The sequence below is a fragment of the Lentimonas sp. CC4 genome, assembly GCF_902728235.1.
In the GTDB taxonomy this organism is placed as follows: domain Bacteria; phylum Verrucomicrobiota; class Verrucomicrobiia; order Opitutales; family Coraliomargaritaceae; genus Lentimonas.
In genome coordinates this window covers 2480646-2503515 of sequence record NZ_CACVBO010000001.1, presented here as the reverse complement: position 1 = coordinate 2503515, position 22870 = coordinate 2480646, and the positions used below count along the sequence as shown (strand labels likewise).

Annotated in this window: 20 protein-coding genes; 8 read left to right on the top strand and 12 right to left on the bottom strand. The window is 52.2% G+C overall.

All coding sequences use genetic code 11. From position 1 onward, the window contains the following. Positions 1-20 precede the first annotated feature (20 nt). On the top strand, positions 21-662 hold the full coding sequence (locus tag GZZ87_RS10715; RefSeq protein ID WP_162026726.1) for a site-2 protease family protein: 642 nt from the start codon (positions 21-23) through the stop codon (positions 660-662). A 23-nt stretch (positions 663-685) separates the two neighbouring features. Here the strand turns inward: GZZ87_RS10715 and GZZ87_RS10710 are convergent, their stop codons facing one another. The 5 genes from GZZ87_RS10710 to GZZ87_RS10690 form a co-directional block, all read right to left on the bottom strand. Continuing rightward, positions 686-889: a hypothetical protein gene (locus GZZ87_RS10710; RefSeq protein ID WP_162026725.1), complete on the bottom strand. Its 204-nt coding sequence runs from the start codon at positions 887-889 to the stop codon at positions 686-688. Between the two features lie 248 nt (positions 890-1137). Next, a complete protein-coding gene (locus GZZ87_RS10705) occupies positions 1138-3252 on the bottom strand; it encodes a transglutaminase family protein (protein ID WP_162026724.1) in 2115 nt (704 codons plus the stop codon). Continuing rightward, positions 3242-4135 carry a transglutaminase family protein gene (locus tag GZZ87_RS10700; protein ID WP_162026723.1) on the bottom strand — a complete coding sequence of 298 codons (894 nt, stop codon included), beginning with the start codon at positions 4133-4135 and terminating at the stop codon, positions 3242-3244. The genes GZZ87_RS10705 and GZZ87_RS10700 overlap by 11 nt, the downstream gene beginning before the upstream one ends. After that, positions 4132-5010, bottom strand: a complete 879-nt coding sequence (locus tag GZZ87_RS10695; RefSeq protein ID WP_162026722.1) for a transglutaminase family protein — start codon at positions 5008-5010, stop codon at positions 4132-4134. The genes GZZ87_RS10700 and GZZ87_RS10695 overlap by 4 nt, the downstream gene beginning before the upstream one ends. A 141-nt stretch (positions 5011-5151) precedes the next feature. After that, complete coding sequence (locus GZZ87_RS10690; protein ID WP_162026721.1) at positions 5152-7683, bottom strand: circularly permuted type 2 ATP-grasp protein; 2532 nt, start codon at positions 7681-7683, stop codon at positions 5152-5154. A 470-nt stretch (positions 7684-8153) separates the two neighbouring features. Here GZZ87_RS10690 and GZZ87_RS10685 point away from each other — a divergent pair, with 470 nt between their 5' ends. From GZZ87_RS10685 to GZZ87_RS10670, 4 genes are read left to right on the top strand one after another with little or no spacing between them, the layout of a single operon-like run. After that, positions 8154-8954 (top strand): transglutaminase family protein, encoded by an 801-nt coding sequence (locus GZZ87_RS10685; RefSeq protein ID WP_162026720.1) that lies wholly within the window; start codon positions 8154-8156, stop codon positions 8952-8954. A 43-nt stretch (positions 8955-8997) separates the two neighbouring features. Beyond that, positions 8998-10434, top strand: coding sequence for a circularly permuted type 2 ATP-grasp protein (locus tag GZZ87_RS10680; protein WP_162026719.1), 1437 nt, complete (start codon positions 8998-9000; stop codon positions 10432-10434). A 29-nt stretch (positions 10435-10463) separates the two neighbouring features. Then, positions 10464-11465: an alpha-E domain-containing protein gene (locus GZZ87_RS10675; RefSeq protein ID WP_162026718.1), complete on the top strand. Its 1002-nt coding sequence runs from the start codon at positions 10464-10466 to the stop codon at positions 11463-11465. Between the two features lie 18 nt (positions 11466-11483). Next, positions 11484-12350: a transglutaminase family protein gene (locus GZZ87_RS10670; RefSeq protein WP_162026717.1), complete on the top strand. Its 867-nt coding sequence runs from the start codon at positions 11484-11486 to the stop codon at positions 12348-12350. Positions 12351-12745: 395 nt separating this feature from the next. Here GZZ87_RS10670 and GZZ87_RS10665 read toward each other — a convergent pair whose 3' ends face one another. The 4 genes from GZZ87_RS10665 to GZZ87_RS10650 all read right to left on the bottom strand — a co-directional run bounded on the left by GZZ87_RS10665 (position 12746) and on the right by GZZ87_RS10650 (position 15890). Continuing rightward, the gene (locus GZZ87_RS10665) at positions 12746-13327 is read right to left on the bottom strand and encodes a DUF4202 domain-containing protein (RefSeq protein ID WP_162026716.1); all 582 of its coding nucleotides are present in this window, start codon (positions 13325-13327) and stop codon (positions 12746-12748) included. Between the two features lie 66 nt (positions 13328-13393). After that, on the bottom strand, positions 13394-13795 hold the full coding sequence (locus GZZ87_RS10660; protein WP_162026715.1) for a group III truncated hemoglobin: 402 nt from the start codon (positions 13793-13795) through the stop codon (positions 13394-13396). Positions 13796-14117: 322 nt separating this feature from the next. Further along, entirely contained in the window at positions 14118-14606 is a 489-nt protein-coding gene (locus tag GZZ87_RS10655) for a peptidylprolyl isomerase (RefSeq protein ID WP_162026806.1), read from the bottom strand. A gap of 525 nt (positions 14607-15131) precedes the next feature. Next, a complete protein-coding gene (locus GZZ87_RS10650; protein WP_162026714.1) occupies positions 15132-15890 on the bottom strand; it encodes an FKBP-type peptidyl-prolyl cis-trans isomerase in 759 nt (252 codons plus the stop codon). Between the two features lie 254 nt (positions 15891-16144). On the opposite strand from GZZ87_RS10650, the gene GZZ87_RS10645 reads away from it, so the two are divergent. Continuing rightward, complete coding sequence (locus GZZ87_RS10645) at positions 16145-16504, top strand: cytochrome c (protein WP_162026713.1); 360 nt, start codon at positions 16145-16147, stop codon at positions 16502-16504. Positions 16505-16521: 17 nt separating this feature from the next. Here GZZ87_RS10645 and GZZ87_RS10640 read toward each other — a convergent pair whose 3' ends face one another. After that, entirely contained in the window at positions 16522-17286 is a 765-nt protein-coding gene (locus GZZ87_RS10640; RefSeq protein WP_162026712.1) for a class I SAM-dependent methyltransferase, read from the bottom strand. 792 nt (positions 17287-18078) lie between these two features. Between GZZ87_RS10640 and GZZ87_RS10635 the strand changes: the two genes are divergently transcribed. Next, positions 18079-18594 carry a hypothetical protein gene (locus GZZ87_RS10635; protein ID WP_162026711.1) on the top strand — a complete coding sequence of 172 codons (516 nt, stop codon included), beginning with the start codon at positions 18079-18081 and terminating at the stop codon, positions 18592-18594. A gap of 434 nt (positions 18595-19028) precedes the next feature. After that, entirely contained in the window at positions 19029-19160 is a 132-nt protein-coding gene (locus tag GZZ87_RS19900) for a hypothetical protein (RefSeq protein WP_280178258.1), read from the top strand. A 143-nt stretch (positions 19161-19303) separates the two neighbouring features. Here GZZ87_RS19900 and pheT read toward each other — a convergent pair whose 3' ends face one another. Both pheT and pheS read right to left on the bottom strand, forming a co-directional pair. Further along, entirely contained in the window at positions 19304-21763 is a 2460-nt protein-coding gene (pheT, locus tag GZZ87_RS10630; RefSeq protein WP_162026710.1) for a phenylalanine--tRNA ligase subunit beta, read from the bottom strand. Positions 21764-21789: 26 nt separating this feature from the next. Continuing rightward, entirely contained in the window at positions 21790-22830 is a 1041-nt protein-coding gene (gene pheS, locus GZZ87_RS10625; RefSeq protein WP_162026709.1) for a phenylalanine--tRNA ligase subunit alpha, read from the bottom strand. Positions 22831-22870 lie beyond the last annotated feature (40 nt).

Below are 22870 nucleotides of genomic sequence, written 5' to 3'. Positions count from 1 at the left end.
TTTCAGCTTTTCCACAAAAAATGATCTCCTTCAATCTATTTGGCATCCCCGTTCGTATCTTACCGTGGTTCTGGATCACCATGGCACTCATCGGCGGTGGTTTAGGCGCGAATGATTCACTCAGTATCCTACTGGTGCTCGTGTTTATCCTCGCCGGGCTCATCTCCATTCTGGTGCACGAACTCGGCCACGCACTGACAGTGCGTAAGTTCGGGCTGCCCACTGCGATCACACTGCAAGCATTCGGAGGCTATGCCTCCTTCCCTGCGGGGCAACTCAACAGGAAGCAGTCCTTCCTCGTCACCGCAGCCGGGCCAGCATTGCAATTCGCATTAGGCATCATCCTCTTTATCGTCTACCAAATGGTGCCGATTCCAGATGCCTCACTACTCAAAGCGCTCCTCTTCGACCTCGTCAGCATCAGCATCATCTGGGCAGTGCTCAATTGCCTACCCGTCTACCCAATGGACGGCGGTCAAATGATGGCCGCAGTGCTTGGCCCGAAACGCTCACACTTCGTGCACCTGATCAGCGCCGTGGTCGCCGTAACCATCGGCATCGCATCCTACCTTTATCTGAATACGTTCCTACTGCCGATCTTCATGGCCTTGTTCGCTTGGCAAAATTGGCAATCCTACCAGGCGCGGACCAGCAACCCGTAGGGGGCGCGCGCAAGGAGACTGTCTCACAAATGCCACAGGCCTAGTAAATTGCTGGCGTGGCTGTCATACTGGCGCGCATCAAGAATTGTAATTTCTAGCTCAACCCATTGGGGAGGGATGAGCTCCGCCTCGTCTTGCGGTGTGCTGGTGCTGTGCTTGAGTGCTTTGGTTCGGTGCTGGTGCTCGGCGGACGGCGCGGAGGCCGTCCCTCCCCGAGTAACCAACATATGCAATAGGATTTCTATTTGTGAGACAGTCTCCTCGCGCGAACCGTGATACCACGAACGCCGTTCGAACTTTCCAAATCCCGAAAAACATTCGCGGGCTCCGACAAGCAGAGCCCCTACACGAACTGCTACGTCATAATCGTAATCTTACTCATAATCTTAATCCTCCTGGGACGAGTCCTGATCGAACGTAAAGATTAGGAGTAAGATTAAGAACGGATGACGACAACGTCTCCTATCGCCTCCCGTTACACTCGCAACTGACGGCGGAGATCGAGCGTATACTTATACTCAGGTGCCAACTTCGCTTTGAGCGCATCCGGTTGATTTCCAATTAAATCATCCGCTGGTAACCAACGCTCTTCGCGACGCTCCTCTGCGGCACGCACCGTCTGCGGGCGACCATCGTAAACCAGCGAGTTGGGATTCCAATAGTGATACCGCGCCGCATGCGTCGTCTGTCCACTCTGACGATCCACCCACTCGATCCACAAGGGCGACTGAATCGGCACGTGCGGATGTAGCGCAGGATACGCACTCGCGCTCTTGTAACGCAGACCACAAATCATACGACCGTCGACTTCCTCAAACGGCACTTCCACGCCATTGACGAGCAGCATGCCTTTTTCCAGCAGCTTCCCGTCAGACAAGGTTAACTGTAAACGGTCACTGGAGTTATCCACCACACGCACTGTCGAGCTCCCTTGCGCCTCTTCAGCCATCAAGGGCCACGACTCAAACGCCTGACGCACATCCACGCTTCCGCCTGCGACTTCTAAAGTGCCAACCGTCGGGCAACGAAATTCAAATACAGGTCGCAACCACTCGGCATCGAACGGGAACCCATGCGATTGCAAATCCGCACAAATCGCCTGCACATCTTCCCACAAAAAGGCAGGCAAGAAATAGCGATCATGTAACTGCGGACCAAAGCGTATCAACTCTTCCTTAAAAGGCGCCTTAAACAAACGCGTCAAAATCGTGCGCACAAAGAGTGCCACCACCGACATGGTATCTGCGCTTGCATACGTCTCAAACGCACGAAACTCAACAATCCCCAAACAACCATTGGGAGCCGCCAAATTGTGGAATTTATCAAAGCACAACTCGGCACGGTGCGTATTACCAGAAGAGTCGGTCAACAAATTCTTAAAGAACTGATCAATCAGCGGCCCATCCACCAAGCCCTGCATATTTTCCAGCCCCTCACAGGCGACCTCCAACTCGTAGAGTCCATGGCGCGGCCCCTCATCGACTCGTGGCGCCTGACTGCCTGGTCCTACATGCTGCCCCGTGAAAAAGTAAGATAGCGCAGGGTGATGCTGCCAATAACGCAGCAGCGAAGCGATACGCTTCGGATCGACTAAAAATGGATTACGCGCTTCATCCGGACCACCAAAGGCGAGATGCGATCCGCCGCCAGTGCCATAAATAGCGCCATTCAACTGAAATTTCGTCAGCTGCAACTTCACCTTAGCAGCCGCGGTCGCGCATTGCTGCAGCACTTGATCATACTCCACCCACGTCGCCGTCGGTGGCAAATTCACCTCCAACACTCCAGGATCCGCCGCCAAGCCCAAAGTCGTCAACGCACCCTCGGTCTCACTCGGGCCATATCCGCAAATGACGATGTCCTTCAAATCCAAATCCACCACGATACCACGCAGTAAGCCGATCAATTCACGAAAACCAGGCCACTCCAAAGGTGGAATGAAAATTTCAATCGCCCCGTCACGGACTTCGATCGTCAACGCACTACGCGAGACATCCTCTGGCAATTCATCCAACGGCAATCGTAAACCCACCGGACTATCGCCTGCAAATAATTCGACTGGATCTTCAGCGCAGAATGGCCATGTGGCGGCAGCCCATACTCCTTCTACAAAATTGAGCGGTAAAACCCAACCGACCGTCCCCTCATGCTCTTCGACTGCGGGCAAAACAAACTGCTGCAACTCTAGCTTGGCAGCCAAGGCTTGCATCAATGCATTACCATTTTCAGCAACATTCGAACCAGCCACATCATCAAACAACAAGCGCTCGGTCTCCAGCCACAACGGTTCCTTGGCATCATACAACGTCATGAAATTCCAGCGCGGCAAAGGCTCACCCGGATACCATTTGCCGAATATCTGCATCGCCAAGGCACCTGGATAAACCTTCTCGATCAGGTTCGCCGTCATACGACGTGCATAGCCCAACTTCTCCGGCCCCATCGCTGCCACACTCCACTCTGGCGTATCTGGCTGTGCGACGATAAAGGTCGGTTCGCCCCCCATAGTTAAAGCTATCTCTTTCGAATCCAAATAGGCTTCGACACTTTCGGCACAGTTTACAATCGCTTCGCGGTTATTAGGCATCATTGATTTCCTCGATCTCTAGTTCGACCTCCATGGTCGATGTAATTGGCAGGTCTGAAAAATATTTCCCTTGAATCGGATCAATTGTAGCGGGCTCATGCGATACAGCCGAAGGGATGAAATAACTATTGGCTAAGATACCATTGGTCGGATCAAAGCCCTTCCACCCAGCACCGGGCAAATAGACTTCCGCCCAGGCATGCATTGATCCCACTGCTCGATTAAAGGCGTGTTCGCCCTCTCCGACTTCTGGATCAAATAAATAACCGCTCACAAAGCGCGCTGCAAAACCAAGTTTCCGCACCGCCGATATAAATAACACCGCCATATCGCGGCACGATCCAGTCCGCAGTTCCAAAGTTGTATCCGGAGTTTGAATACCTTCTTCGTCGCGGCGCACATAGCTGATATCACGCCTCACCGCACAATTCAAATCCGACAGAAACTGCACAACATCCGTATGCGCATCGGGCAGCTTCGCACCCGAAGCGATCCAATCAATCACACCCACGGCTCCACGCGTGCGGCCACTGCTACCCATAAAGGGAGATAAGGCGCGCGCATCCGACTCATTGTAAGCGAAGGGATACCCCGTCGCATACGATTCTAATATAAAATCAAACGGATTATCGTCCGTCAGCGTCACTTCCATACGCGTGACAAACTCCAACACAGTCGACTCGGTCAGACCAAAATTACAAACCAACAGGACATTGCCATACACGTCACGCACCCAACGTTGAGTCGACTCGGGAACCGTCTGCACTTCAAAGCTCCCCACATGTCGACGATGACTATCTAAAGGACGCAAATATAATGCATGCGGGCCGAAATTAACCGCGCCGTCATAGCGATGCCGAGTCAGATGCTTGATCGCTACTTTCATACACTTACAGTCTCCGATGGCTTACGCTTCAGCTCGACCATCACATTCAATTTTTGGTCATTCGCGCCCTTGTAGGTGCCGCGCATCGGAGCGACATCATTATAATCACGCCCCACCGCTACGACGACGTGGCGCTCGCCCGCAGTTTGATTATTCGTTGGGTCTAAGCCCCACCAAGTGCCACCGGGCAAATAGACCTCGACCCACGCATGACTCGCTGCGGCTCCGATCATCTCGGGGTCGACAAGATCTGGGTCAAATGCTTCGATATAGCCACTCACATACCGTGCGGGGATGCCATTGCTGCGTAAGATCGCCAACATCAAATGGGCAAAATCCTGACACACGCCGCGTCGCTCTTTCACTACCTGCGAAATCGGCGTGCTAATATCCGTCACGCCCGACTCATACTCGAAACTTTTAAAGATCCAGCTATTTAGTTCCAACAAGGCCTTCCCGATTTCATCCGCCTGCTTAAAAAAACGCTTCCGGATCGATTGATGCTGGTTCAGCGGCACTAGGCTACTGGGCTGTAAAAACTCATAATGCTGATACTGCGCACTATTAAAAATCTGCCTAGCCTCCCCGACTTGAGTCTCCAGCACAACGGCCGGTGGATTGACGACACAGGTTTCGACTTCAGCGACCGAGGTCACAGTTAATTCACCATGGCGATAGGGAATCGAAAAGAACTCTACATTATTGCCAAAATAATCGACATAGTGATCGATCACGGTATCTGGCTTTACGATCAGCTCGCGCTTCAATACCTGTTGAGACGCATTTGACTGCGGCCAGACACGCAATTCCGCAAACGACTCGGAAGCCGGTTGTGAGTATTTATACTGCGTGGTATGGGAAACGCGAAAGCGCATAGCGGAGTAACAAAAAAGAACACCCTCTGTCACAAGGAATGAGTCTGTAAACGTAAATGAACGGGGTGCATCAACAGAATAGCAACTATGAGGCCAACATACATTTTAAAGTAAAAAAACAGATAGTTCAGCCAGTTGAGCTCAATCAAACAAGGTCAGCTCCTTCGCGAACACATTCTGGTGACTAAAGAAGACATCTTCTATTTTTTTATGCAACGCCTCAACTTGCTGAGTCATATCACTCAGCTCTTGTTCGATCGTTTCCGGCGCAATCAGTGGCACAGAATTCACCCCACTGACTTCCTCCCAAAGATCCTCGTGCAAGTCCTCGCTCTGCGTGATCGAGAAATCATCCAGTGTCTCAATCAAACTGGAAATTGCCACTTTTATACTAAGCCCCATTTTCCGCTCACCACTGATCGAAAGCGTGCCGATCGCATAGTGCAAATTATTGAGGCAGAATGTCACCGAGCTAGGATTACTCTTACCAAGAATGATCAAACGAGCGACACGATCCACATACGCACGCGAGCGAAACTCACGGCGATACGCATCTAGCGAACCCAACAAACGTAGTAATGCAGTCAGATCAGCACTCTCTTGATCCTTGGCACAATACGTCTTAACGATCCGCGGCAACGCGACTTCCAACAAGGAAAGCGTGCCGATGGTGCGCTCAAAAAAGCCTCCAATCCGGTAAAACTGCCACGCATCATCATGCGACAGCGTCCGCTCAGCCGTGCCATTAAAGCGCGCCACTTCACTGACGATCTTCTCGCTCAACTCACGCAACACCGAGCGCGTCGCGGGACCTTTGGAGTGCTGGCGCAAATAAAGCACCATCTCTTCGATCACTTCCCAACACTCGGGACTGATCGTTTCACGCACATTCTCCAATCCATTACGCGCGTAACCGATGCATGCACGAACAGAGGCCCCTTTACTCTCATCCAAGAGCAGACTACGCGACAGGTCGAACGTATCGCGCGGCGGCCGCTTCAGCTTCGCCACTTCAGTTTGCCCAGTAGCAGCTGCCACTGCTTGCAATAAAGGCCAATACGTCCGCTTCTCGGCATGCGCCATTTGATCCCAACGCAATTGCTCCAAAGTGTTAAATTGACGCGCCGTATTCTCCGCACGCTCGATGTAACGCCCGACCCAATAGAGCGACTCTGCCACACGACTACTAATCGAAGAACGCGCGCCACTCGCCATCGGTCGACGTTTCGGCGCCGATTCTTCCACCAAATCATCCGCCACCCACACGTCCTTTAAGCCATTGGTGATAATCGACAAACGCCGCGTGCGGTGCATCGCCCCAGTCTGCCGCGCCATCCCCCCAGGCAGCACGATCGGTTCCGTTCCTAAAATAAAGAAGGCGCGCAGTTGGATACCGCGCGGCGAAAACCGTCCGTCTTTAAAGCTTGGAACCGCAGCCGAATCAGGCAAGACCTGCCCCACAAAATACTCTGGATACTTACGGGCAATACGAGCAATGGAAGCCGCACTCTCGGAAGGCCGACTCCCGCCACAACGTTGCCACAAGACATCGTGATCCTGCACCGGTTTGATAACAATATCGTTGGTATGATCCAAAACGTGATCACGCTGATCGACATCATCCATATGATAAGTCTCAACGGATTTCAGGATCGGCTCCTCCCGCAAGTAGTGCTGAATGATGCGATCCGAATAACGCAACAAGGCACGATTATCCGTAACCCCCGCGCCAGGCGCATTGACAATCGCCACATTTCCCTTGCGCATCACATTGATCAAGCCAGGCACACCGAGCCCAAAACCATTTGGCACCGCAATCGGATCCAGTGAAGAGCTCTCGACTCGACGATAAATCACATCCACTGGCTCCAAGCCACGAATGGTCTTCAAAAAGACACGACTCTCCCGCACCAGCAAATCGCGCGGCTGCGCAATCGAGATACCCATGTGACGTGCGATAAACGCCTCTTCAAAATAGGCCTGCCCTGATTGTCCGCTGGTTAATAGCAACACATGCGGATTCTTCAGATGCGATTGCGCACGCAGCATTTCCAATAAATAAGTGCTAAAGCCGGCAACCGGAGCCACATCCACAGGCTCATACAGCTCAGGAAAGACCTCCGAGAGGACACGGCGATTCTGCAGCACATGCGAAATACCGAACGGCGTGCCCATGTGATGCTCGCTGACCTGCCAATTGCCCCCACCCGCATCGACTAAATCAAACGCACCAAACTGAGAATACTCGCCACCAGGCACTTCGATCCCACTCAATTGGCGCAACAACGCAGGGTCACGCAGCGCTAATTCATGCGGAATCACTCGCTGGCGCAAAATCTTCTGCTCACCATACATATCGGCGGCATAGGCATTAAACGCCAGAGCACGCTGCACAATACCAGCCGAAATACGCTTCCACTCATCCGCAGGAATCACCAGAGGAAACAGATCTAAGCGCCATGGATTGGTCGGCTTGTTTCCTTTCGCGATATCCGAAAACTGTAGCCCCAACTCATCCACCACATGATTGAGACGCTTCTGCCGCAAGCTGAGGTTACTACGCGGGCACGCATTCAACACATCCACCACTGGCGCATAGTGCGAGCGCGGCGAACCATCCGGATGAAACACAGCTTCGCCCACTCCCCCAGTGTAGTCTGGGAAATGGTTCACTACTGTCTCATTGGAAGGTCGCTCCATAACCAGCGATCAATGGCAGTCTCTGCTGCGCATTCAAAACAATTTTGCAACAAACTCAAAAACCGACGCAGAGCATGATTTGTGAAAAGCGTAGTCGAGTTCCTTGCCTGATAGAGATAACCGCGCATTAAGAATTGTGATTTTTCAACTCAAACCTTGGGAGAGACGAACTCCGCCTCGTCTTGCTGTGTGCAGGTGAGCTGGTTCTGCGCTGAGGATCTGCTGAAGGCAGCGTAGCACGCGGCAAGCGCGGAGGCCGTCCCTCCCCAAGCAACCCACATTCAGCAGATCCGCATGTGCCGCGTCACTTTTCACAAATCATGATACGCGTGACTACACAGATTAAAATCCGTGCTCGCCTTCTCATTGGCATCAGATTAGCTCTCGGTCGTCGCAGGCAACTAATACTCCTCTCTCAATTCCTTTGACCGACAACCTCCCATATGTGGCTACACGCAACTAGTCAGCTAGAATTATACATCCCAGAAGAGACACCCTTTCTGCTAATGCTGCGTCCTCGCAGTGGTTTACAGCAATGGATCGGACGCGAGCAATATGTGCTCACCCCGAGCGTGCCCGTCGTGGAATTCACGGACCCCTATGGCAACCTGTGCCAACGCATCGTAACTCCAGCAGGTCACTTTAAAATTCAGACAGCCGTCGATGTCGAAGTCGCTGACGGCTCCGACACCGCACCCGGTGCCGACTTTATCGAAGTCCAAAATCTACCCAACGACACACTCCCCTTCCTACTCCCGAGCCGCTACTGCGAGTCCGACCGTTTCACACAACTCGTCTATGAAATAACCGCCGATGCAACGCCCGGCTACGATCAATGCTCCGCGATTGTCGACTACATCCGTAACACCACGATCTATGCGCCAGGCCTGGGCAATGACATCATCAGCGCAGCAGAAGCCAACCAACGCTCGCACGCCGTATGCCGCGACATGGCACACATCGGCATCGCTTGCTGCCGAGCACTTTCCATCCCCGCACGCATGGTGGTCGGTTATCTCGAATCACTCGAACCGATGGATCTCCATGCTTGGTTTGAAGCCTACGTAGGGGGACGCTGGTATACCTTTGATCCAACTCAAAACGACGCATCCGGCGGTCGCATTGCCATCGCCTATGGCCGCGATGCTGCAGATGTCGCCATTTATACCCAATTCGGCGCACCAGCCGAGCTCCTAAGCATGGAAGTCACCGTCACGCGTATGACCGACTCTCCCAAAATCTGAGCCCTCACACGCGATTGGCATAGCGTGTGCTAAATTAAATATAATGTTTACTAGTTACCAAAAAGAATCGTTTTTTGACGAAATGTTCGGAAACGGCAAGGATGGCCATTTCCCGCATTACGCCGCACTCCACGAACGCTACTCACGCATCAGCGACGAAGAGATGAATGAGAAGCAGCGCTTAGTGAATGATGGATTCCTAGAGCAAGGGATCACCTTTACCGTGTATGGTGATGACAAGGGAACCGAGCGTATCTTTCCCTTCGACCTGATTCCACGCATCATCCCGAATACAGAATGGCAGACGATCGAACAAGGTCTCACACAGCGCATCATCGCGCTCAATCTGTTCCTGCACGACATCTATCACGATGCTCAAATCGTTAAAGACGGCATCATCCCAGAGTCCGTCGTTAAAGGTGCCTCACACTACCGCCCCGAGATGTGCAATGTGGATGTGCCCAAAGACATCTACCTACAAATTTGCGGCACCGATCTAATCCGTGACGACCAGGGCAAATACCTCGTGCTGGAAGACAACGGACGCTGCCCTTCAGGTGTGTCGTATCTACTCGAAAACCGCGAGGCGATGAAACGCGCCTTCCCGAGCCTCTACCGCGAATGTGGAGTGCGCCCGGTCGACAACTACCCAGAGACGCTACTCAAGACTTTAGAATACCTATCACCGCGCGAAGGCCACAAGCCAGTCTGTGTGCTTCTGACGCCAGGAGTCTATAACAGCGCTTATTTTGAACACACCTTCCTCGCTCGTAAGATGGGCATTGAAATCGTCGAAGGCCGCGACTTGATCGTCCTCAACGGCTACGTCTTTATGCGCACCACGAAGGGACTTGTTCAGGTCGATGTCATTTATCGCCGCTTAGACGACGACTTCCTCGACCCACGTGTTTTCCGCGAAGACTCGATGCTCGGCGTGCCCGGCCTAATGGAAGCCTATTTACGCGGCAATGTCGCATTAGCCAATGCGGTGGGAACCGGAGTCGCAGATGACAAAGTGACCTACGCCTACGTGCCGGACATGATCAAATATTATCTCGATCAAGATCCGATTCTCGAAAGCGTGCCGACCTACTTGGCTTGGCGCGACGACGATCGAAAATACATTCTGGATAACTTAGAAAAACTCGTCGTCAAAGCCGCCAACGAATCTGGTGGTTATGGGATGCTAATGGGGCCAACATCGACCGCCAAAGAGCGCGCCGAGTTTACGACCAAGATCAAAGAAAACCCGCGCAATTATATCGCGCAACCTGTGGTATCGCTCTCGCGCCATCCGACCATTTGCAATGAAAACACGATCGAAGGCCGACACATCGACCTGCGCCCCTTCATCTTATATGGCGACAAAATCGAAATCATCCCAGGTGGGCTCACTCGCGTTGCGCTCAACAAAGGCTCCCTCGTCGTTAACTCCTCCCAAGGTGGCGGTAGTAAAGACACATGGGTGCTCTATAAATAACCCCACAGTTTAACAGTCACTCACACATCATGCTTTCACGCGTTGCCAACAGTCTTTACTGGCTCAGTCGTTATCTAGAACGAGCCGAAAACTTAACCCGCCTAGTCGACGTCAATCGCTATGATGCATTGGATACGATCTCCAGCGCGAAAGACGACGACTCGACTTGGCGTCCTCTGCTCTATGCGACCTGCTCACAAGAAGCATACGAAACTGCAAAAGCCGAAGAGGAGGACGATATCGACGTGAGTTGGTTTATCACCTTCTCCACTGGCCCGCAGGACTCTATCCGCCAATGCATCGCCCACGCCCGCGAGAATGCTCGCATGGTGCGTGATCAGATCTCGGAAGAAATGTGGCTAGAGCTCAACAGCTTCCACCTCTTCATGCAGTCCGCAGAAGCTGAGCGACTATGGGAAGAACGCCCCGAATCGTTCTACCGCAGAACAATTAAGGCCTGCATGCTCTTTTCTGGACTCATCAATGCGACCATTCTACACGACGAAGGTTGGCACTTCATGGAAACAGGCCGCTACCTAGAACGCGCCGACAAGACCACCCGCGTGCTCGACATGCTGGCCTTTGAAAACGCACCCGACCGTGGCAAACTCGCATCCGCACTGCGCTCCTGCTCTGCATTCTCGGCCTTCCGCGCGGAAAACCCGGGCGAAGTCACCTTAGAGAATGTTATGTCATTCCTGCTCTTTTCGCCATCCTTCCCACGCTCGGTGCGCTTCTGCTTACGCCAAATCGACACACAGTTGCACGCTATCTCTGGCACACAGAGTGGCAGTTTCTCCAACGAAGCCGAACGCATCAACGGCAGCGCACTCGCCCAACTCAACTTCTCCAGCATCCAAGACGTCTTAGACGCAGGCTACCACACATACATCGACCAACTACAAACACAGTTTAACCGCATCGGACGACAAGTATTCGAAACCTATATTTTACTGCCACAAGAGATCAGTAGCCTGCCGACCTATAACAGTCCTCAATGGCAGATTCAGCAGCAACAACAGCAGCAGTAGTAGTAAATAGACCGGATAATGCAGCTCAAAGTCCACCATCGGACCGAATACCTCTATACCAGAGCAGTCTCTCACAATTGCAACGAACTAAGACTAACGCCACCTAACACCGAGTCACAAACATGTATCAACAGCTACATCAGTGTGCTCCCTGCGACTCGACTCAGAAACTACTTAGATCTGAACACCAATCGCGTCCATCACTTCGAGATTCCGCGACCGCACAACCGATTAACGATCGATAGCCGCTCCACCGTAAAAACAAAGTCACTGGTCGATCTAAACAATCTGCCCTATGGCTTTCATCATAAAGAGCTCAAGCACTGCACTGCGCTTGAAGCCTGTCACCCATTCCTGCAAAACAGCGATTTCGTAGAAATCACACCAACGATCTGGAAACAGGCACTCGACATACAGGACGACTCGACCGACGTCTTTCAAACTTGCTACGCCATGATGGCGCACATTTTCGAGCACTACGATTACGATCCCAACGCGACCACGGTGCACACGCACACAAATGAGATCATAGAAAATCAGACTGGGGTCTGTCAGGACTTTGCGCATGCGATGGCTGCATTGTGTCGCTCCATACACATCCCGACTCGTTATGTGAGCGGCTATTTTTTCGATGCCACACACGACCACAGCCTACGCGGGGCAGCCGCCTCGCACGCATGGGTCGAAGTTTACATTCCACCCGTAGGGTGGATTGGCCTAGATCCTACGAACAATAAGATCGTCGACGAAACCTATATCAAACTTGCCGTCGGTCGCGATTACCATGCAGTCGCACCCGTCATCGGTGGCTACTTCGGCGGGGATCGCAGCGGACTCGCAGTGAGCGTGCAGGTCGAACGTATCGACTCACATCTAGACGCTTAAAGAGGAGTTAGAAGACAGAAGTTAGAAGTTAGGAGCTGAACATCAGTGTTTGATGACGTCTTTGCCTATACTCACACGCATCATGATTTGTGAAAAGCGCATTCATGCTATTCGGCGATCTTGCTGTAGGGGCTTTGCTTGCGAAGACCGCGCAAAGCCCACACGCATAGGGAGTTGTAAAACTTTAGCTGCCTTCGCGGGTGCCGCCCTTCGACAAGCTCTGGGCCTTGAGCCTGTCGAAACGGCAAGCAGCACCCCTACGCCAGATCCTTCGGTTTCACCCAAGGGTATAATAAAGTGTCGCTGCGCTCGGTAGGCGGCAACAGACGAAGCTCTAAGCACGTCACGACCAAAGACGAACCCTAACTCCTAACTCCTAACTCCTAACTTCTCTTTTAAAGCATCGCCAAGATACGTTGCCCTGCCTCTGAGAATGGGATCGTGCTGATCTGCGCACGACCCGCTTCACTCATTTTAGCTGCGGTCTTTTGCACGATACTCAGGATTTTCTCGTCCTCATACTTGGCAATCAAATCATCGAATCCGAGTTCTAGGAAAGCCAGGCACAGTGCATCTTCCAGCGTTTGGCACTCGGGATCAGCCTTCAACTGCTTCTTTAGATTGAGCGACTGCACGCGCTCGATCGCATCCGCACTGTAGCCGACCTCTGCCATCAACTCACCCGCACGCTGCGCATGGAAACGCTTCAGATCTTCACGCCACTTCAAATATCCCGCACGGTTCATCGGATAATCCGAACGCGGGCTCTCCCAGCGGCAAATATGCTGCGTCTGCGCCGCAATGCATAATAGCTCCGAAGCATCAGGCTGCAAATTCAAGACCCACGCCAGATGACGCGATGCATAGAGCAGCTCTTTAGGCTGACGCTCGCCTTTATAATCAATCAAAGTCGGGTCTCCGGCATTCGCCTGATCGATCAGTTTAACAACGGCTGCGTATTTCGTGCTTAATTCCATGTCGGAAAAATTACTTCACACCTGAGGCGCGCGTCAACGTAGCATCACAACATTCGTGAGTCACCACTACGGCATCAGGCCTGGAGCCGAATGGTTCGCAATGATCGCCCGCAAGCGCTGCCCAATCTTCTCGGCCACGGCGACCATCTCCGCCGCTTCAGTCGGCTCAAGCTGCGCCTCACAATTACGCGCCCACAGCCCTAGCCACGCCTGAAAATGCCGTTCTTCCAATTTAAGCGGCACATGCTTCCACGGCATGCCACCGCGGTATAACGCAGGCCCTCCGATCAAGCCCGACCAAAAGTCGGCGATCTTCTCTAAATGTGCAGGCCAATCCTCAACCTTTGCCGCAAAAATCGGCGCGATCGCTTCATGTTGCCGCACATCGGCATAGAAGTGCCGCAGTAACTTGAGCAGCGCGGGGCGCCCGCCAATACGTTCATACAAAGGCTGAGTAAAGGTCATCATGCTAGAAGAAGTAGTCAGGAGCTAGGAGTTAGCCAATGCGCTGAGAAAGTCGTATAGTGAAGGTAAGGATAGCACTGAACCGAGGTTCACATACGATCTTCTGCCGTGTCTGACAAATTGTGATTTGTTAAATCGAAGAAGCTTCCGTAGGGGTGCTGCTTGCCGTTTCGACAGGCCAAGGCCCAGAGCTGGTCGAAGGGCGGCACCCGCGAAGGCAGTTGAGGCTCTACAACTTTAGTGCACATGGCCTTTGCGCGGGCTTCGCCAATTCGACAAGCTCATGGTCTAGGACAAGCAAAGCCCCTACGTTGGTCGCACAGGCCTACAGTCCCTGCGCAGTCAACGCAGCATTCCATTGGTCGATGCGTTGCTTCTGTTCGATAAAGAGCGCGTCGGTAGAGTCTAACACATCGATACTGTTGATCGTTGCCCCCTTCTGGATCGCATCGACGACTTTTTGCCCCTTGTTGACTTTACCGAATACCGTGTGCTTTCCGTCCAGCCAAGGCGTCGCATTATGCGTCACAAAGAACTGGCTGCCATTGGTGCGTGGCCCTGCGTTTGCCATCGAAAAAAGGCCCGCACGGGTATGACGCAGCGCTGGGTGAATCTCGTCCTCAAACTGATACCCTGGACCACCACGCCCCGTTCCAGTTGGATCGCCGCCTTGAATCATGAAATTTGGAATCACACGGTGAAAGGTCAGCCCGTCGTAATAACCACGCTTTGTAAGGTTCAGAAAGTTGGCGACAGTCACCGGGGTTTTGGTCGCAAACAAAGTCGCTTCGATATCTCCCTCTGAGGTGTGCATTACGATATCAATGTCTCTCACGCGCAACGGCTCTTGGTCTGGCACTACTGTTGCGGGAATCGCATCGACAATGGCTTCCTGAGTTATCTGAGCAGACTTTGCTGGCATCCCCGTAGCTGGGATTGCGTTCGGCGCGTCCTTCGCATCCGCCACCGGAATGGTCCGCTCCGCACCGCCAAGGGCAGCTGCCGCGCTGCTATCAGCTTGAGCTGCTTCAGGGATCGATTTCTTGCTACTGCTACATGCAGCCAGAGAAATGAGTGACAGGGCAATTAGAGACAATTTAAGGCTTCGTTTAATCATACACGCAGTCTCAGGATCCTATCATCAAACTCAAGCGTTCTTCACATAAAAAAAACGGTTCATCGTCAAAGAAAATGGGACGGTCGAACCACTGCTACATCGCTCGTCAAAAACAGACGCGACTGGCGTCGCATCGCTACAACCGATCCTGCGACAGAGATCCAAAAAAAGCCTCCGTTTCCGGAGGCTGTAGTTTTGAAAAAGCTGTGCGAAGTCAATCCCCTACTGACCGACTTTCAGCAACTCGACGTCAAACACCAACATACCGCCGGGCGCGCCATTTTGTGGATTGTCACCATAAGCGAGTTTGCCGGGAATCCAGAAACGACGCTTCTCGCCTGCCACCATCAACTGCACCCCTTCGGTCCAACCTGCAATCACCTGAAACAAACCAAACGTTGCTGGCTCACCGCGTTCCACCGAGCTATCGAACAGCTGACCATCGAGCGTCCAACCACTGTAATGCACAGTGACCATGCTCTGCTTCGTCGGATGCTCAGTGCCAGTGCCAGCGCTCAATACACGCGAAGCGAGGCCACTCTCGCTCACCTCAGCATTGTCTGGAACACCTGCGACATCTTCTGGAGTCTTCGGTGGCTCAGGGGCTTTTTTAATATCAAAAAGCTCCACTTCGAATACCAATAAACCACTTGGGCGACCGCCACCGGCATTCTCACCATAGGCAAGCTCTGCAGGAATCCAGAAGCGGCGCTTCTCGCCCACTACCATGAGTTGGAGGCCTTCAGTCCATCCCTTGATCACGCGATTCAGCGGAAAACTTGCAGTCTGATCGCGCTTCACAGAGCTGTCGAAGAGCTTACCGTCAGTCGTCCAACCACTGTAGTGAACCGTCACGGTATCGGCAGCCGCAGGTGACTCAGCGCCCGTGCCCGCTTGGAGCACTTTCGAGGCGAGGCCTGTTGCTGTTACTTGAGCATCCGCAGGGATGGCATTTACGTCGGCAGGTGTTTCAATATCCATGCGCCATGTATCGGACAAAGCACCGTTTCGGGTCAATGATAAATCCGATCAAGATTTCCACTCAAGTTGCGTTTCCTGCCAAACCTCACACATTAAACACAAGGAGGTAGACAATGACACACACACATCCATCACAATTAGGAATAACAGCCCTCATCAGTGGAATCACACTATTCTGTGGCCTACTGATTGCATCATGCACCCCACCAAAGGAAAACTCACCAGCCGGATTCATATTGCCACCTGGAGACGCCATGGCAGGACAAACCACATTCGCTGCGCTCGGATGCATTAGTTGCCATCAAGTCGATGGCGTGTCGTTCACTGCAACTGGGATTATGCAACCTGAGCGAATCATCCAACTAGGCGGCGCACAGCCAAAGGCGAAGACCTACGGGCAACTTGTAACGGCCATCATTCACCCAAACGCGGGTATCCTGCAAAACGACCCGCAGTATGTCGATCCCGATGGCAACACCCTGATGCCAGACTACAAGCAGATGATGACAGTGCAGCAAATGACGGACCTCGTCACATTCCTACAAGAGCACTACGACATAGTGGTTCCGGAATACGACCCGCACACGATGGGCTACCCCTACCCTTATCGTTGAGCGATTCCTGAAAACTCTTACTTCGCACTCGGCTTCGACGAAATGTAGCGTTTCTGCACGCCGCGGCAGCGTGGGTAGCGTTTGTAGATTTCGCTGAGTTGCTCCTGAAACACGTCCTCATCAAGGGGACTGCCACTGCATGCCACGATTCGATTTTCGTAGCCCTCCATACTGAACACTTTTGTGTAAGGGAACTGCTGTTGCAGGGACGCATCAGTCAACGGCGGCAGATGCGGCACCTTGCGTGGCTCGATCATATTAAACACAAGTAGCCCACCGGGCTTTACCAGCTTCGCTAAATACTGACACCACTCCAAATCGAGCGGCGCACAACGCACCGCCATCTCTTCTTCCTCCGCATAGAGGTCGTCAATAATCATATCAAACGTGGCCGCATCAGGCTCTGAGGATTCCTCGCGCACCCATTCGACTGCGTCAGCCGCGACCAACTCACACCCCTCCGTGCAGTCAAAAAAGCCGTCAGCAATGCTCAAATGAACTGGATCAATATCAATACCAACAATGCGCTCAGGCGCTACAAGCTCGCGTAGCTTACGCGCCACCGTGCCCGCTCCAAACCCGAGCATCAACACGCTCTCAATACTGCCCTTGGGACGGTAGAGTGCAGGCAATGCAATCAGATCCCAGATACAACCAGAGAGCGGCCGATTCGGATTCCATTGAGAATGGTTCACACCATTCCGATAGAGGCGAAGCGTCGCTCCAGCAGAGCGCACTTCATAGTGATTCGTTTCGATAGTTTGACTCCAGACGATGGCCATCCCTGCTTTCTGCCGATCTCACCCGAGACTTCAAGCCTTTCGAGGCCATCGCGGGATTCTTTCCAGAAGGAAGCACGCAGATAAACGCTGATTTTAAGGAAAGTGATACAGACATTTTGTCTGTCCACCGAACCAAAGCCGTAGCCCGAAGATTCATCGAGCGTCTCAGCCGACCTAGGAGCCTAAGGTGACCAGAACCGCGCGCGCGTGTTCGGAGATATTTTGACACAAATCATTCGAACACCGAGAAAAAAATATACTATACTCGCGCGCATCATGATTTGTGAAAAGCGCATTCATGCTATTCGGCGATCTTGCTGTAGGGGCTTTGCTTGTCCCCGACCATGAGCTCTGTCGAATTGGCGAAGACCACGCAAAGGCCACACGCATCGGAAGTTGTAAAACTTTAGCTGCCTTCGCGGGTGCCGCCCTTTGACAAGCTCAGGGCCTTGAGCCTGTCGAAACGGCAAGCAGCACCCCTACGCCAGATGCTTCGATTTCAAAAATCACAAGACTTGATGCGCGTGAGTATACCAAAAGCCACAAACCACTAATAGAAAACAGGATAACTACGAAAAACTCGAAATACGCTGAAACTGAAAAGGTGCAGGACTTTGAGCTTTCGTGCATTTGGCATATTTCGTAGTTAAAAAAGAACCATACACATGGAAGAAAAGGCACTCGACCAACTGACACCATTTGACCAGACTAGAACTACATCCAGTCGAGCTGCTCCATTCCATTCGTGCCTCACTTCGTGAGCTCCCGACGATCTACAGAGAAAATAAAAAAATGACCTGCAAGAAAACATCCTCATTTACTCTGCTTTGCCTACTGTCCCTACTCCTGCCGACGGGCACGATACTTGGATCAAATACCTTCTTCCAATTCTACGGGGATGACGTCAAAGTTGATGGTCGTTTGGAATCAAAAGGTAGCACAAAAGACACTTCCGAGATAACTCTTAATTTCGACATTCAAATCTTTGGTTCATACGCACGGTCAGCAGCAATTCCAAGAATGGTGACGTTCAAACTAAGCGAAACCAAGGAAGGAGATCTTTTTGTCTCAAAACGTAAGAGCAGCCCGACCAGTGGCGTTCGAGGTTTCGGAGCATCAAGTCTATTTTTTATTGAAGGAGATAACGGAGTTGATGAGGTCATCTTGGTCGTGGCTAAGGGTGAGACGAATATACCAGAACGAGACCTTGGAGCATTATCAGTAGACAGTGTTTCAGAATTCGTGGATGAGTTACTTCGATCCGACTGTATGGTTTTCCGCTTCCCGCGATCTGCATTCATCCCCTAATCTCCACAATGAAGCGCAGATCCAGTCGCGCTGCTCCATTCCCTTCGTGCCACACTTCAACCTGTAGTAAATGAATTTTGATAACTACGAAAAAAACCGAAACACGCTAAAACAGAAAAGGTGCAGGACTTTGAGCTTTCGTGCATTTGGCATATTTCGTAGTTAAAAAGAAACCACTACTACAAAACCTAGCAGACGAGCTACAGAAAGAAGAATGACTAAATATTTCATAGCGATTTGCTTCTTTCTGCTTGGACTATTTTGGAGCGTATATTGCACTCTTTACTATGGTTGGCTAACCGCGACACCCCTCGAACAGGGATACCTGGAGGTGTATCAAAAATCAGCCCTATACTGGCTGTATGTTACAGGACTTTTAATCGTATTGATCATCCTCTGCTTGCTTCGAATGTTTGTCATCTATCCGAAAAAAGATGACACCTGACATTGACTTGGTTGAAGGCCAGACGATCTGGATACCAGAAAACGTAATCCCCTGTATGACTAAGGATCAAATCGATGCCTTTAATGCTCGGCTTCCTGAATACCTCGGAATCGAACAGTAAGCGAATCCAACGACCTGAAAAATAACTCATACTGATGGCAGTCGACAAACGAGACGCGCGGAACACACGCAACCCCCATCGATAGTTTCTTACAAAAAACAACCCCGCCATTACTGACGGGGTTGTGAGTTCAAAATCTAGTGCTACTTACGGATTTGGTAGTCAGTCTTATCGCTGATCAGCTTCTGGATACCTTCGAACGCGGTGTTCACTTCCTTATCCTTCAAAGTGCGATCAGCAGCGCGGAAGCTCATGCTCACCGCGAGGCTCTTCTTACCTTCAGGGAGACCTTCACCTTCATAGACATCAAAGACGCGGACGCTTTCGCAAGCGAATCCTTGAGTGGCTTTCTTGGCGAATTTAGCGACATCGTTTTCGACTGTGCCAGCAAGCACTGACTGGTCAACGATGAGCGCGAGATCCTTAGCAGATGCTGGCTGATTGCTGATACCGGTGTGACGACCACGCTTCGCTTTACGCTCGAAGAATTTCGGAGTCATCAAGATTGAACCTGCAATGACAGGTTGATCGATGCCCCAACGTTCTTTCAACGTGGCAACATTGAGTAGACCGGCGGTGCATTCGAAGCCCATCTTAGCAAACTCCCCTGCGTAAGCGGATTGTCCGCCCTGCCAGAGTTTGCAGTCATCAATTGGCTTGAAGTTCAGCTTGCTCGCGGCAGTGCCAGCGATATCGAGCACGTTGCCAGCAAGTGTGCGTGCAGTGTAGAAATCTGCGACTTCACGCTGACGCCATTCGCGACTCACTTGATCGGCAAGAATCACAAAACCGACGGAAATCAACTCAACCATCTCACCCTTCACCTCGCGATAAACATGACCACGCTCGAAGAAACGAGTGGCACCCGTGCCGCGCGCGTTGTTGAGCTTCAGCACATCCACCAAGCCTGGAATCAGCGATGGGCGGAGGTGACTTTGGTCACTCTGCAATGGGTTGTCCAATGCGAGCACTTTGAAGCCCTCTTCACCGAAGAAGAACTTTGTTTCGTCAGGATCACGTAGCGAATACAGGTAAGCTTCGTCGAAATTTTCACCGGTCAGATAATCCGCGACAGCGTCATTCACCGTGTAGATACGATGATCTGTCGTGCTAATACCACGTGCAACCACAGACGATTCTGGAATCTTATCGGTGCCGTAGATGCGCACGACTTCCTCGATCAAATCAACATCGCGTTGAAGATCTCCACGGAAGGATGGGATCGAAACTTCCCAGCGCTTAGAACCGTCAGATTCGTCGTGCACAGAGACGCTCATTTCTAGAGATTCGAGGGCCGCTTGAATTTCCTCATCGCTGATATCAAAACCGATGAACTTACGGATATTGTCAGGCTTGATTTGCACTTCGCTGATAGTCTCAACAAACTGACCTTCGACGATCATAGGCCCATCGACCGTGCCACCTGCGACTTCGAGAATCAGGTCAATCGCACGGAGCGCGGCATACTCGACGCCTTGCGGGTCGACGCCACGCTCAAAGCGATACGAGCTATCGGTGGAAAGCGTCAACTGACGCGCAGTCGCACGGACGGAAGACGGATCGAAATAGGCGGCTTCGAGCACGATATCCGTCGTGGAGTCTTCCACCTCGGCATCGAGCGATCCCATAACACCGGCAACGACTAGCGCGCGTTCCGCATCGGCGATGACCGCCATGTCAGCTGTCAATGTGCGTTCCTTTTCGTCGAGCGTGGTGAGCTTTTCACCTTCAGCGGCCATGCGAACGACGAGTTTGTCGCCTTTGATCTTGGCAGCGTCGAATGCGTGCAGCGGTTGGCAAGTTTCGTGCAGCACGTAATTCGTTACATCGACCACGTTATTGATCGAGCGTTGACCGGTCGCCTCAATGGCTTCTTTCAGCCACTTCGGACTAGGGCCGACTTTCACGCCTTTAATGCAAGTCGCGGTGTAGTGCGGGCAGACTTCTGGTGCGCTGACTTCGACGCCAGAGATGAGCGGTTCCCCAGAGCTGTCACTCGCTGTGCTCGCTTTGACTTCAGGGTATTTCACCGCGAGGCCGAAACGAGCGGAAAGCTCGCGAGCGACACCGATGTGACTGAGCACGTCGACACGGTTGGGTGTAATCTCAAGATTGAAGACAGTGTCACCATCTGTGTAGAGATCGTTGACGGCGGTGCCGAGCGCGACGTCGCCATCCAGAATCATGATACCATCGTGGTCTTGACCGATTTGCAGCTCCTTTGCGGAACACATCATGCCAGCGGATGGCTGACCACGCAGCTTGCTGGCCTTGATTTTAAAGTTACCAGGAAGCACGGCACCCGGCAGTGCAACCATCACTTTGTCGCCTTGCTCGAAGTTCTTAGCACCACAAACGATATCGTGGACTTCGCCTTCGTTTCCGGTGCTCACCTTACAGCAACGCAGGCGATCTGCGTCAGGGTGTTGACCATATTCGAGGACTTGACCGACGACGACGTTGTTAAACTGCGGCGGGCCGAGCTTTTCGTATTCTTCGATATCGAAACCAAGTAGCGGCAGCGCCTCAGCGAGCACTTCGGGTGAATGTGCGACCTCGTCGAGATCGATGTAATTTTTGAGCCAATTGTAGGAAATTTTCATTTCAGGAAATACTTAAATGGATGCCTTTATGCGAACTGCTTCAGGAAGCGGACGTCGTTTTGGTAGTAGTAGCGGATATCGTCGACGCCTTGCAGAATCATTGCAATACGCTCAATTCCCATGCCGAAAGCGAAACCGGTGTAGACTTCGGGGTCGATACCGACGGCCTTGAAGACCTCAGGATCCACCATGCCGCAGCCCATAATTTCGAGCCACTTGTTGCTCAACTTACCAAGATCTGGCGAGAAGAAGTCCATCTCATAGCTTGGCTCAGTGAATGGGAAGAAGCTCGGGCGCAGACGCGTCTTCGCTTTAGGCCCGAAAATGGTCTTCACGAAATGATCGAGCGTCGCCTTTAGGTCGAGTAGCGTGACGTTCTTATCGACGTAGAGACCTTCGATTTGATGGAAGTTCGCGCTGTGAGTGGCATCTGGTGTATCACGGCGGAAGCAACGACCAGGCGCAACGATACGGATCGGAGGCTTTTCCTTGAGCATGGTGCGAATCTGCACCGTCGAGGTATGCGTCCGGAGGAGATATTTCTCGTCAGCATGCTTGCTCACGTTGTTCACCTTCAGGTCGTCCGGCAGGTAATACGAGTCCTGCATATCACGGGCGGGGTGATTACTTGGGATATTGAGTGCATCGAAGCAGTAATGCTCAGTATCGACTTCAGTCGCCTCGGCGACTGAGAAGCCGATGCGGCGGAAGAGCTCAACCATTTCTTCGCGCACTTGGGAGATCGGGTGCAGCGTGCCGCGATCCAAATCGGGACACGGCAGCGTCGGGTCGATCGCAGGGCCGAGTTTAGCAGCAAGCTCGGCAGCTTCGAGGCGCTCGATGACTTCATCAAAAGCGGCAGTCACTGCGGTTTTGGCCTCATTGATGAGCTTCCCCATCGCAGGCTTATCCTCTTTAGGGACCTTGCCCATGCTCTTCATCACATCTGTGAGAGAGCCTTTAGGACCGGAGACTGTAGCCTTATAGGCTTCAAATTCTGCGCGCGTTTGAATATTTGGTGCGTTTTCCCGCACGGTTGCGACGATGGCTGTTAACTCTTCTTGCATGATTCCTACTCGTTAAAGTGAATCGCAGAGGGTTTCAGCC